This is a genomic window from Phascolarctobacterium sp. Marseille-Q4147, assembly GCF_017968825.1.
Lineage (GTDB): Bacteria > Bacillota > Negativicutes > Acidaminococcales > Acidaminococcaceae > Phascolarctobacterium_A.
The window spans coordinates 587,183-600,599 of the sequence record NZ_CP072874.1 but is presented as its reverse complement, the minus strand read 5'-3'; the positions used below and the strand labels follow the sequence as shown (position 1 = coordinate 600,599).

At 37.3% G+C, this 13,417-nt stretch carries 12 protein-coding genes; all 12 read left to right on the top strand.

The window, feature by feature from the left end; all coding sequences use genetic code 11:
• Positions 1–5: 5 nt before the first annotated feature.
• Entirely contained in the window at positions 6–815 is an 810-nt protein-coding gene (locus tag KAH19_RS02755; RefSeq protein WP_210685007.1) for a hypothetical protein, read from the top strand.
• A 16-nt stretch (positions 816–831) separates the two neighbouring features.
• Positions 832–1,884 (top strand): ferredoxin, encoded by a 1,053-nt coding sequence (locus KAH19_RS02750; protein ID WP_210685006.1) that lies wholly within the window; start codon positions 832–834, stop codon positions 1,882–1,884.
• A gap of 303 nt (positions 1,885–2,187) precedes the next feature.
• Positions 2,188–2,406: a helix-turn-helix domain-containing protein gene (locus KAH19_RS02745; RefSeq protein ID WP_210685005.1), complete on the top strand. Its 219-nt coding sequence runs from the start codon at positions 2,188–2,190 to the stop codon at positions 2,404–2,406.
• A gap of 155 nt (positions 2,407–2,561) precedes the next feature.
• Complete coding sequence (locus tag KAH19_RS02740) at positions 2,562–2,795, top strand: helix-turn-helix domain-containing protein (protein ID WP_210685004.1); 234 nt, start codon at positions 2,562–2,564, stop codon at positions 2,793–2,795.
• Positions 2,796–3,090: 295 nt separating this feature from the next.
• Positions 3,091–5,019: a hypothetical protein gene (locus tag KAH19_RS02735; RefSeq protein WP_210685003.1), complete on the top strand. Its 1,929-nt coding sequence runs from the start codon at positions 3,091–3,093 to the stop codon at positions 5,017–5,019.
• Entirely contained in the window at positions 5,019–5,615 is a 597-nt protein-coding gene (locus KAH19_RS02730) for an OmpA family protein (RefSeq protein WP_210685002.1), read from the top strand. Before KAH19_RS02735 ends, KAH19_RS02730 begins: the two co-directional genes overlap by 1 nt.
• Before the next feature lie 16 nt (positions 5,616–5,631).
• Positions 5,632–5,859: a hypothetical protein gene (locus tag KAH19_RS02725; RefSeq protein WP_210685001.1), complete on the top strand. Its 228-nt coding sequence runs from the start codon at positions 5,632–5,634 to the stop codon at positions 5,857–5,859.
• Between the two features lie 6 nt (positions 5,860–5,865).
• Positions 5,866–6,999: a hypothetical protein gene (locus tag KAH19_RS02720; RefSeq protein ID WP_210685000.1), complete on the top strand. Its 1,134-nt coding sequence runs from the start codon at positions 5,866–5,868 to the stop codon at positions 6,997–6,999.
• Complete coding sequence (locus KAH19_RS02715) at positions 6,983–9,754, top strand: hypothetical protein (RefSeq protein WP_210684999.1); 2,772 nt, start codon at positions 6,983–6,985, stop codon at positions 9,752–9,754. Before KAH19_RS02720 ends, KAH19_RS02715 begins: the two co-directional genes overlap by 17 nt.
• Positions 9,726–11,321, top strand: a complete 1,596-nt coding sequence (locus KAH19_RS02710; RefSeq protein WP_210684998.1) for a hypothetical protein — start codon at positions 9,726–9,728, stop codon at positions 11,319–11,321. The genes KAH19_RS02715 and KAH19_RS02710 overlap by 29 nt, the downstream gene beginning before the upstream one ends.
• Positions 11,321–11,953, top strand: coding sequence for a 4Fe-4S single cluster domain-containing protein (locus KAH19_RS02705; RefSeq protein WP_210684997.1), 633 nt, complete (start codon positions 11,321–11,323; stop codon positions 11,951–11,953). The genes KAH19_RS02710 and KAH19_RS02705 overlap by 1 nt, the downstream gene beginning before the upstream one ends.
• A complete protein-coding gene (locus KAH19_RS02700) occupies positions 11,950–13,407 on the top strand; it encodes a hypothetical protein (protein ID WP_210684996.1) in 1,458 nt (485 codons plus the stop codon). Before KAH19_RS02705 ends, KAH19_RS02700 begins: the two co-directional genes overlap by 4 nt.
• Positions 13,408–13,417 lie beyond the last annotated feature (10 nt).

Here is a 13,417-nt window from a genome sequence, read left to right as displayed (position 1 = left end):
ATGATATGATCGGACTGGTACTTGGGGCAGTTTTGGGCAGCGGCCTTTATGGCGCAGAAAAATCAATGCAGATAGATAGCAGGACGAGAAAGCGTTATGCTAAAGCTTTTGCGATGGAGCAAGAAGCTCACAGGCTGGTGGAAGTAAAGAAGCAGGCAGCAGATAATGCTATGAAGAAGCTTTCCAACCGTAAGCGTTCGATATTGATTACTTCAATGCAGAATTTTGTTGATGTGTACAGCAAGCTCATGAAAATTGACTTTCGTGATGACAAGATGCTGGCAGTTTTAAACCAGCAAAGCTTTAGCCCTAAAGAGATACAGATTATCAATGCAGTGGCGCAGACAGCGGTAAGACCGATGACTGATAAAGAAATTGCTGTCAGTATCTTAAAGGGCTTCGGAGTATTTGGCTTAGGCAATGCGTTTATCAATGATTCTGAAAGAGAGCTGCAAATGGCTGGTGCGCAGCTGCGCAGTTCGCGTGTTGTCTACAGTCAGGCTGAAAATTTAGCTGCTGTCTTAGACGGCGTGATAGCTTCTTGCAATAAGGTGTCTGATTTATTGCCAAGGTTAAACAGGTTGTTTATGCAAGCTATCAGCTATTCAGATGAACTGATTGCTGCTAAGGGCAGGGACAGAGCTGCTTATACAGAAAACGATCGCAAGGCCTTTTGCAGCTGTATAAATCTGGCGGTTACACTGAAAAAAATAATTGATGCTCCTGTACTTACGGACGAAGGAAAGGTTACGCAAGAAACAAAGGAAGCGTTGGCAATTGGCAGTCAGTGTATGCAGGATATAAAAAATTTGTAGATTTGGAGGAATCAAGATGAAAAAATTTGTGGTTAGTGAAAAATGCATTGCTTGTGGCAACTGCTTATTAGAAACAAAACTTTTGCAGGAAGATGCAGAAGGCAAGGCTGTGCCTGCCAATGGTGGCTATTTTAGTGATGATTTTTTAGCGAAGGCTGAAGAAATTGTTGCCAGTTGCCCTGTGCAAGCTTTAAGCATAGCGGAAGGCGCAGGCGCAGACTTAAGCAAGCTGCCGGAAAAGCTGCAAAACGCTTTAGCCAAGATTACTGTTCCGAATGTTACCAGAAAAGATGTTGAGATGCACGCACAGGATTACCGTATGACCTGCTCCTATCCGCAGGGAGAATATCGTTATGATTATTCCAGCGAAAGCAGAGCTATGAGTGCTGCGGAAAATGAATTTGACCGTATCTGCTATTCTCAGTATAAGAAATTCATTCTTGAGGTTTTTGTGCAATACAAGGAAGATAAGCTGAGAAAGTTTTATACCTTTGATGAAAGTGGCTTCTGGGGACAGATTAACAAGCAATATGCAGATGTGCTGCAGGAATTTGCCGGAGCGGCAGCTGCAGGCGGAATTATGCTGCCAGCAGACTTTAAAGAATTTGCGGTTTTCCCCGGCGGCAGTAAGAATTCTACGCTTGTTGATATCATCAATGCAAGGCTCAAAGAGTTTGAAGACCGCGGTTGCAGTGATGTAATGAGAGAGTTTAATGGCTGCAATTATACTTCCCGTAGTGATTATAGGGATTATATGGATACAGATGATACAGAAGTATATGCAGGCACTAGCTTCTTCGGTAATGATAAATATGAAGAGAAATATTGCTATAAAGATGTAAATAAGGCTTGTGAAGAATATATGGGAGATTTGAAGGACGCCATTAATTATGTGGATTACGATTCCCAGGTTATCGATACCATTGATGCGGCCTTAAAGGATTACAAAGAGCGTGTGCAAAAGGAAATAGATAAAAAGGTTGCCCTGCTGAGTAAGGCAGTTGCAAGTTCAAAAGTAGCACTGCTGAATAGCGGCGTTGGAGATTCCAAAGCAGCACTGCTGAAATAAAAATTGATAGGATTAAATAAGCATTACTTTGTTGTTGGGTTAGAAGACCTTAACCCACTCCGCCAACTATGGCAATCGGCTCTCGGAGAAATCCGGGAGCTTTTTTCTTATTCAAATATCACAAAGAAGAAATTTTATAGTGGTATTATTGTTTCTTATTTCAATTTATACTAAAAGCAGGCGGTATAATAGCAGGTTTACAGCGTGCGTGTCAAATATATTCCACATATATAAAATTTAAAGCACCGCACGAGCTACCTTTTTAGTGCATAATATAAGGTGAGAGATAAGGAGTGGTACTTTTTGTTTGAAGAAAAATATAAAACTATTGGCTTAAATATAATGTATTATCGCAGGGCATTGAGCCTGACGCAGAGCGAACTGGCAGAGAAGGCCAAAATGTCAAGAGCGCGCGTTTCAGACATTGAATGCGGCAAGGGACCGTTTAATATGGAGTCTATATTTTTGCTGGCGCAGGCTTTGGGGGTTGATCCTGTGAGGCTTATGCAGGAAAAAGAATGAGACGCAGCATAAATAAATAATGATGTAAGTACATTACCAAGCTTCCAAAAAACAAAATATGAAAATCAAACTATATGTAAAGTTATGAAACAATTGTGCAAAGATATGAAATTAAGAATGTGCGATAATATAGTGGTAAGAGGAGTGATGGCTAAATGTTTGCATTAAGATATAAGAAAATAGGTGCTAAAATCGTTTTTTACAGAAAACTGAAGAGCATGACACAGGAAAAGCTTGCAGAAGAGGTTGGCATTACGCCGCAGTATTTATCGCGGATTGAAAATGGCGGCTATACAAAAAGCGTATCACTTTCAACCCTAATGAAGATTGCCGAGAAGCTGGGTATTACTATGAGCGAGCTGATGGATGGGGTTGAAGAAAGCATTTAATGATAATAAATGTGTCAATTGAGGCCGCAAGTAATAGATAAAAAGGCTTAAGAGGATTTTTTCAAAGTTCCGGCTTTACCGGTTGTTTTATAGTTGCATTGATAATCAGCAGATTTAGCCTTATGCAGCTAAATACAAATTAAGGGGATGGTTTCTGTGAATTGGAAGGTTTATTTAAAAGTCAATCGTTGGCTATGAGTTTTGCTGAAGAATGTGCCTGCGTGGAGTGGGCGTTTGCAGGTAACGAATGTTGGCGGTTGGCTTTTTTATTTAACTTGATAAAAGGATGTGTATTATGGATAATTTGATTTTAAAAACCGTAAATTTTTTGTTTGTACCAGAAGCTGCACTAGCTGTGGTTTTTCTGATAGTATTTATCATTTTATGCATTTATGGCTATTTAAAAGTAAAAAAATGCAAATTATTTATTATGGAATTAGAACAGAATATGGAAGCTGAATTTGATAAATGTAAGGATAAATATAATCCTCATACTTTTATTAGCGGAAAATTAGCTGCCATTTCCGGGATAGAAAATGAGGTTATGCAGATACCGAATATTTTTGTAAGTATTGGTATTTTAGCAACCTTCTTAGGCTTGGGTGTAGCCATTCAAAGTGCAGCAGCTTTACTGAAAAGTAACACAGTGGAACTTGCAAAACTTAATGATGTGTTAGGCATTATTGCTTTTAAATTTCAGACTTCCGTTTGGGGCATAATGTTCTCTCTTTTGTTTCAAAAAATAATCGTTAATACCTACTTTGAGTTTAAAGAAAATATTGTTAGTGCTATGCACGAAAAGTTATATGAGAAAGTCAAGGCTGGTATACATAAAACTCTTGATGAACAGAACGGATTGCTGGAACAACAAATTGAGCTACAAAAAGAAACTCAGCAACTAAATCAAAATAATATGGATAGCTTGCAAAATTTAACAAAAGAGCATATGGATAGTTTTGCCGCTATGATGCAAGCTAATATGACTGGTTTTGCTAATATTATGCAGCAAAGTTTTGATAAGTTTAATCGGACTATGCAGGATAATTTCAGTAATTATAACAGTTCGATGAATGACAGTATGCAAAAATTTTTGAACTTAACAGAAGACTATAGAGCTATTTCTGAACAGTTTACTCAAAATGTAAATAATTTTGCTAACGAAACAAATGCTCAAAACAAGTTAAGAACTCAGCAGCTTGTAGAATTCAAGGATAATTTGGAAACACAAAAAAATTATCTTGATAGCCAGATGGAAAGATTTATCCAAAATTTGCAGGATACGCAGGAAAAGGCTAATGAGAGTAATAGAGATGCTGTATTGAGCTTTAACGAAAGCGTAAAAGCTATGGAGCAACGTTTTATTTATAATGAGAACGAGTATGCTAAGCAGACACAGGATAGACTTGGAGAAGCTTTAGATAAGCATTTGCGTATGATTTCTGATGAAACCATAGGTCAGTGTAGAGCAGTCAGAAAAACTGTAGATACCCTAGACAACACAATTAATAAGGCTGTTAATATGCTAGATGCAACCTTGAATGTAACAGACGAAAAAATGAGTTCCCTGCAAAATGTTGTTATTGACTTCAAGAAAACGCAAAAGCAACTAATTGAAGATTCAGCGTCGATAAGTGAAAATAATACTAAGCTTGTAGCGTCAATTAATGAAACGCAATTGAAGAATGAGAAATTGTTGCAGGATACGTTGGAAGAAGTAAAGCAGTTGCTGCAAACCCAGCAAGCCGGTAATAAAGATTTGTTCCAGGGTATAGTTGAAAAGCAGAATGAAGATGCTGCTGCTAACATTAACACTATTATCAGACAACTGAATAATAATAAGCAAAGTTATGATAATAAAATAGTTTCAATATTAAATTTGCTCTCGGGCAAGCAACAAGAATTCAATGATAACCTGGCAAGTGTAGATGTTAATGTTAGCAAGTGCTCAGAAAATCTGCTTGAACTTAGTAATTATATAAAGAATGCTTCAGCGGAAAACAGTGAGCTTAGAGAACAATTTGTTAGTAGAATCATCAAGGCAATTAACAATGCCCAAAAGACAAAAGCTCTAAACAATATTAACAATCTGCTTGTGAAGCAAAATGAACTCTTAGAAGGCTGTGCTGAGAATCTGGGAGTAAAGCGGGAGGTGCCTTCCGGTAATTTAGATAAGAAAAACAATGGAGGAATCATTCCTAGAAATTTATGGAGCGGTATTAAATAATGAAACAGCAAAGTAATCCTTGGATTTCAATTTCTGATTTATTGTCAAGTGTTGTACTGATATTGTTATTGCTATTTATTATGGCTTCCATTGTGCCTAAATTTAGCATGGACTCACAACGCTTGGAAATGATGAACCAGATTAATCTGGCTTTAAAAGAATACGAAAAAGAAGGTCTTGTAAAAGTGCATCGTGAATCCGGTGTTCTGGAATTCACTTCGGTAACTTTTGATCAGGGTAGTGCTCAGCTAAATAGCAATACAGAGCATCTGGTTGAGGAAATGTCTAAAAAATTGCAGGTTTATCTGAAAGAAAAACCTAATCTGGAGATTTTAATAGAGGGGCATACTGATCCTAGTGCTGTACATAATGTCGTTAATATTGGCGGCTATTATGATAGTAATATACAGCTTTCGGCATTGCGAGCTATTAATGTACGCAATACATTGCTCAGACATGTGGGTGCTGAATATTCCGGTCGTATTGGTGTTGCCGGTTACGGTGAGACTAGATTGAAGAATAAGGATAATCCCATGGCTTCAGAAAATAGACGCGTAGAAATACGTTTGCTTTGGAGCAATACAGATAATAAGTAGTTATGGAGGTTTGGCAATGACTATTAGTGGCATAATTTACCCAAAATGTTTAAAAAATGAAAAAGATATCAAAATTACTAAAGTAGGCTTAGAAGCAGAGGCCGCGGAGCTTGAAGATGCTGAAGCAGTTGAGGTAGATGTCCTTAAAGGTGCTGAAGCAACAGAGGTAAATGACCTTAAAGATACTGCAGCAGTTAGTAATGCTGCAATTGATGAGAAGCAGTATATAGCTATTGGGAGGTGATGGATTGTGAATTTAGTGGATGTAGAAGATGCTGTTCTGTATCCAAGCATCAGAGATACTGAGAGCGAAAAGGATGTAGAAATAATATATACAGACATAGTAGCTAATGGTACGCAGGAAAGTACCTATTTTCCTTATAGCTTTCGCTTACATCGTGTTGTAATTGATCTTTTAGGTAATCAATATATGCGAAGTATAGAAGAATATAGTGAAGACGAAGGTTATATTATAGGCGAACAATTATGTGAGCAAAAGAATTTGAAGCGCTTAGCAAAAGAATATCTTCCAGTAAAAAAATTCCTGGACTTTTTAAAAGAGAAAAAGTTTTGGAGTGAGAATTTGAGGATTTTTGCTATTTACTTATATGAAAGTGAGGAAAGCGCGGAAAATAAACAAGATTTTTTACTTCTGACGGATAAATGTATATATATTCGTTATGATAATGGTATGCAGTGGGAACGTTATGGCTACTATGAAAAGCAATTTTATAGCGATGTATTAGCAGCCAATCAGCCGTGTGATGTATTTAAACAATTTTTACGCGATATCAGAAGGCTAAATACTTCGATGATTTCTGCTATTACCAGTCAGCATCCTGTATGCTTGGAAAATTTTCTTTATCGTAGCAGGTATCTTGAGTTTTTAACGAAGTATGCCGTAGCTGATAATAGCATTTCGCTGTTTGCTTATAATAAGCTGGAATATATGGCGCGAGTTTTTGGAATTGCAAGCCGTGATTTTTTACAGTGGCTTAGTTCAGCTACAAAAGTAAAGGAAATAACTGATACCAAACTCAAAAAGCTTATTAATGATTTCCGCAAAGATATCAGCAGTAATGTGCAGGCTAATGTCTTGCTTGCGTATATGGATGCTTTAGAGCTGGTTTTGGATAAAGATGAAAAGTTTAAAAAGGTTTTTGCTCAGAAAACCTATTGTGGTAGGGAATTTTATGAGCAGTACATTGAGTATCTGAAACTGAAAGCAGAGCTTGTAGAGAAGCAAGAACAGGTTTGGCTTCAAGCGTCTGAAGATGGCAATGATTATAAATTGGCAGATTTCACTAAACAACTTCAATATAATCACAATATTGAAGAACAGATTTTAAGAATAGGAGTTGAAATTAATGATGTCGAGTACTGAAAATGAAGTTAGAAGAATTATGAAGGTGCAATTGCGCTTTAAAGCAAAATCGGGCGAAGAGAATGTTTATGAGCAGGAAGGATTGCAGAGCAAGCCGTTAGAGAAGATAATGATACCGTTTTCTTTAAATGCCTTTAATGAGCCGGAAGAATTTCAATTTGTGGTTTGGGAAAGCCAGGTTAGCCAGGAAACAATTAGTGATTACGATTATTTTAAGTATATAGTGAGCAATGATGTAGATGACGAGACTAAAGCAAAAGAATATGAAATGCAGAAACGCAACAGTATTTTTGCTACTTTGCCGGAAGAGTATTTTGAGCTCCAAGAGAATGATTTTCCCAAAATGAACTATTGTGATATTACTGAACAGGAAATGTTTGGCTATGATAGTATTCCTGCTAATACGTTGCTGTCGGAAAATGTTGGCTTATGGGCTGATAGTGGACTGCGTAAGCTGGAAATTAATATTAACGGGTTGGATGAACAGCTTCACGGAGCAGGAGCACAGAGAAAGGTTGGCAGCGACGAAAAGATTAAGGCTGCCTTCTATTGGGATAAAATTGAAGGCGAAGATATTCCCAAACACTTTGAAGAAAAAATCCGCTATAACGAAGCAACACATGCTTACTATGTTTTCTTGAATACTAATAAATATGGTGCCTTGATGCAAAACCAGAATACTGTTTACTGCAAATTCCAGGGACGGTTTACGCTACATGTTAGCCGTAGAGACTATAAATATGTATATTCCTATCCTGTAGAAATTTGCTTTTATAAGACAGGCCTGAATGAAAAAGGTAAAAATAAACTTATTGATAATAATCCGGTATCTATAGACTTTGGTACGAGTTCTACCTGTGCTGCGGTTAAGGCAGATGGCCGAGCAAAATTGTTTACTTTGTCTGGCAATGGTAAGCTGGAAAGAGATGCAGACAATAAGGCTGTTGATAATAAATACGAGAATCCGACCAATGTATTAATTTATAATTGGGATGAATTATATAAGCAGTGGTCGCAAGATAATCATAACATGCCATATTTTGTGACCAAAAGCGATAGCGTTGATGTGGATTGTGCAGATTATGATTCCGGTTACACTGTACAGGATGTTTTCCAGGAAGTGGACGAAGAGGATGGACGCAGAAAGATGCGTGCTATTTTAACGCAGCTGAAGATGATTCCGTATCTTTTGCAAAGAGACGTTGAAAAAAAGGTTTATCCCTACAAGGGAGAGACTGTTATAAAAATTACAGATAGTATCGACGAAGAGTCTGACAGCAAGTTTAATCCGATAGCTTTTTATGGTTATTTATTAGGCCGTGCTATCAATAATCCTAGTGGCCATAGAATATATACAAAGTATAATATTACCTGTCCTGTTAAATTTGATAACGAGGTAAAAGAAAAGATTCGCACATCGTTAGAATATGGTCTTATGCGCGCTTTGCCAAAAAATATTCGCAAGGGCGTTAATCAAAAGGGCAAAAGCATTGTTAGCGTAAAAATGGAAAATTCTGAACCGGTGGCTTGTATCGGTGCCTTTGTTGGTAAGCAGTTGAAGCTTGCTGCTAATACTGCTGAGAAGTTTGCAGTCTACGATCTTGGCGGCGGCACAATGGATTTTGTGTATGGCGTATTCCGTGAAGCCGGGGAAGAAGACAATGTAGAGCAAGATGCTGTTATTGAAATTTTAGGCTTGGGTGGCGATAGCTCTATTGGTGGTGAAAAGCTTATTCATAAGCTTGCTTATAAAATCTATAAAGATAACAGAGAAAAAATTGAAGAGAATAAAATTCCTTTTGCATTGCCTGATGGAGAGCTAAAACCCGATGGATTTGATGGCCTGATTAGAGAAAATTATGGTGCTGATGATATTGCTGATGCTAACGTCAATATCTTAAAAGAAAAAATTGCCGGTAGATTATTTAAGTATAGCGATGATATTGACAACAATATGCAGAATGTGCTTGGCGAAATTGCTCCGGATGCATCTAGCGCTATTGTAACTTTAAAAAATGTAGATAACGAAGAAGTTTCTGATTTAGAGCTTGAAGTAACAGGCATAGATGACTTTTTGGAGGACAAAATAAAAGAAACTGTAGTCAATTTTGCCCAGGAGATGGATGCAGCATTTACTAAAGAGTTCGGTAAAGACTATCGTAGGGAAGATGTGCATATTTTCCTGGCTGGCAATGCATCGAAACAAAGATACGTTTTGGAAACTATGCAGCAGGAAGAATTCTTTAATGGTGCTGATATCCAGAGAATCGGTAAAGGTACTGATGAAGAAGAAAATGATGATGGTTTGAGTGCAGAGTATAAGATTAACGAAAAGACTGCTGTTGCCTTTGGTCAGTTGGATTTAAGCAAGTATTATGTTGATGACAGCCGAATCAGAATTAACGCTGACTTACCGCCATTTCAGTTCCATGTTGGCTATAGGGATTCCAAAAATGATGAATTTGTCTGCGTTATTGCCAAAAATGCTACTTCACAGGATTGGGTGATGGCTAATCCTATTGATACGGACAATGAATGTACGCAATTAGAGTATACAGGCAGCTCCGTTGAGCAGAGAGATAGCTTTAAACCTTTGCAGCATGACATCGATGATTACGATGAGGATGATGGCAAGAGCAGATTGTATTTGAGAATTAATTCTGAAGATACGCTTGAATACAGATTGGGTACGAAAAAAGAAGGTCCACAGAATGACGAGGCTGTTGATGAAAGCAAGCTTATTAAGCTTAAATGAATTGGAAATTAAAGTTTTATACTATGCTTACATCAGAAATGGAGGTAATTTTGGTATGGATGATAGTAAAGTAAAGCAAAAAGAGGAGTTTAATAAAAAATTGCTGGATAAAGAGGATGTAGAACAGCTTATTAAAGATGCAGTAAATACGGCATTAGAAGAAAACTTTAGCATGTATTTTGCAAAGGCTGCTAAGCTTTCTCTTGCGGAAGATTTGCTTTATTTGAGAAATGCTGTTGATCAACTTGTAGCTCCGCTTAAAACTAATGTTGATGATTTGAAAAAAACATTGGAAGAAAATCATCTCCGTGATGTTAATGAATTACGTATTAAACAAAAGCAATTAGATGACAAAGAGGCAGAACTTTATATTGCCAAGGAAGAGGCTACTAATTTACAGAATCAGTTAGCTATGCAGGAGACTGAAATGGGTAGAAAAAAAGAAAAAATTAAAAATCTTGAGTTGCAAGTTGATGAACTTAAGCAAAAGTTAGCAGATAAAAAAGCCGAAGCAGAGAAGTTGTCAGCGCAGTTGAGCACAAGCGAAGAAAAAGCTGAAGGACTGGAGAAGAAATTGTCCGATAGCGAAGAAAAAGCAGAGAAGCTGTCAACTGACTTGAGAACAAGCGAAGCAAAAGGCAAAGAGCTGGAGGCAAAACTGTCTGATAGTAAAGTCAAAGCAGAGAAGTTGTCAGCGCAGTTGAGCACAAGCGAAGAAAAAGCTGAAGGACTGGAGAAGAAATTGTCCGATAGCGAAGAAAAAGCAGAGAAGCTGTCAACTGACTTGAGAACAAGCGAAGCAAAAGGCAAAGAGCTGGAGGCAAAACTGTCTGATAGTAAAGCCAAAGCAGAGAAGTTGTCAGCGCAGTTGAGCACAAGCGAAGAAAAAGCTGAAGGACTGGAGAAGAAATTGTCCGATAGCGAAGAAAAAGCAGAGAAGCTGTCAACTGACTTGAGTGCAAGCGAAGAAAAAGCCGAAGGACTGGAGCAAGAACTGTCCGATAGTAAAGCCGAAGCAGAGAAGTTGTCAAATGAACTGAGCATAAGCGAAGAAAAAGCTCAAGTACTGGAACAGGAACTGGCAAAAGTCGATGCTCTGTTACAACCTTATCATGAAATTTATAAGGCTTTTGTGGCTTGCCCTGTATTTAAGAACTTACTTTCGCAGCGTGGTATAAACGATGAAGAAAAGTCTTCAATGCTGAAATTGGCAGAGGTTTTAGGCGAAAGCTATACTATTGCCGGAGATATGTATGAGCAAATCAAGAGTGCCAAGAAGGAAAATAAAGAACCTTTGACGCATGAAGAGGGAATTGTTTATAGCCTTTTAAATAAATATTATCGTGAACATAATAATATCGAAGTAGATATTTTCACGTTGCCTGGCGAGCAGAATTTTAATCAAGACTTTGTAAAAACTGATTTTAATAAGAATGAACAAGAGGATTTAACAGATCCTTCAGGTGCTAAAAACAGAAAGTTTGCTGCTAAAGTTTATGTTCCGCGTTTCAACAGAGACAACGGCAATATGATGAAGAAAGCTATAGTTGAAGCCTCTAATATATAATGCTTTATTTAAATCATGAAGAGGAAAAGACAAAAGTTTTAGGTCCTGGTGTCAGGTATGTAGTCTGGGTACAGGGGTGTAAACGCCGCTGCCCAGGCTGCATTAACCCCTTAGGACAGCCTTTGTCTGAAAATGGTTATTGGAAAAGTGTAGCTGCTTTAGAACAGGATATCCTTCACGTTGAAGGTCTTACGGGCATAACGATTAGTGGCGGAGAACCTTTTTTGCAAGCTGAAGCTTTAGCAAAGCTGGTTAAACTAATCAAAGAAAATAGTAAGCTTGATATTATGATTTATAGTGGTTACACATTAAAGCAGCTGCGTGAGATGCAAAACGCAGATGTTGATTATATATTAGGTCATATTGATTTACTGGTCGATGGAGAATATGTGGAAGAATTGAATCATAATACCATATATCGTGGTTCAGATAATCAGGTTATACATTTCTTGTCTTCTAAATATATTTCCTTTAGAGAAAAAATTAATAATACACATAATCGTTCTGTAGAATTCGTTTATAAAAATGACGATTTGTTTTTGGTAGGAATTCCGGAAAAAGGATTCGATGAAAAGTTTTGGCAAAACTTGCAAAAGGTTTACCTAAATAAATCAAGGGAGGATATAAAATGAGTGGTAAAAAGGGCTCTGAAGTAGCTAGTGTTTTAAAAATGGGCGAAACTGCGCGTAAAGATACTGATAAAAAGTATGACATTAAAATCAATGATTTAGAAAAAAAGACGCAGAGCACTTATGAAAAAGCACAAAACCTGGAGCATACTATTTTAGAGAAAAAGATTCAGGGTACCAAAGAAGCTCAACATATGTTTGCTTCGCAATTAAAACAGGAAGAAGAACGGTTGGCAGATATAAAAAAACAAGCTATAGTAAATTTTAAAGCAAAAGATATTAAAGGACGCTTGGCAGAAGTAAAGAGTAAGTTAGCGTTAGCGGATAATAAAGCTGCTGATATAAGAGCACGTATTGCGTATAAGCATGACTATTGTGATAATGAATATAGAGAGGCTACTGCTGTAAAGAATACTTATTCAGCATGTAGAGCCGATTATGAAAATATTTATAATACTGCTGTACAAAATCTTAATGGGGCTACAGCAGAGTTAAACAGATTAAATAAGTTGAATAGTGAAGCACAACAGATAGCTGAGCAAATCGGAAAAATGAATATTATTGCTAAAGAGAAACAAGAAAGTGACAGTTTTAGACAAAAAATTAGCGATACAGTAGCTGGTATTGATAAAAAAATCGCTGAGAAGTTTTTGGCGGCTGAATATAGTGATATAGAAAAAGGTGCCCAAAGATTTTATGCAATGACTGATAAAGAGGTCTTGAACAGCTTTAGTCAATATTACGAAAAAGTAACAGCATTTGTTGGCAGCTTGAATGCAAAATATGCTCAGTGGAAACAGGAGAAAGCTGATGCTGAAGGTTTAAAGCAGCAGGTGTTAGAGATGACAGCAGAGCAGTTTGAAGATCCATATGAATGTGCGTTAGGCAATGAGGATAGTGAGCAGCTTCCATTGTTCCAGTTTTTGAAAAAGTACGTAGAGACAGACTTTGAAACAAAATATAATGCCGGTATGAACAAAATCGAAAAACTTCTTGCTGAAGAAAAGTTTGTTGAAGCCAAACAAGTATTAAGTGAAGCTCAAAATACTGTTATTGAGGCAAACAGCTTTGCAGCTAACCTTTCAGAACGTATAAAGGCGAAAAGTGGCTTGGCTTTAGAGTTGTATAATATTATGAGCGATATGGGGTATGACGTTGGCGACGAAATTATTGATGGTAACCCTGACAAGGGATTTCGCATAACCTGTCAGGCCGGTGATGAAATTATTGATTTCAATACTGTTAACATCGATGAGGATGGCCGTGTAATAGTAGATATTGACCATACAGAAGCTGTTGGTGGAACGTGCAAGAATGCGTGGCCGAAAATTGTAAAAAAATTGAGAGAAGCAGGCATTCCTATGACCGATGTAACTAAAAATGGCAACAGTATTTTGTATTCCCAAAATGTACAGGGGACTAAAACTAATAAGCAGCAGCGGGCAAAGCTGAATTAATGGAGGGATG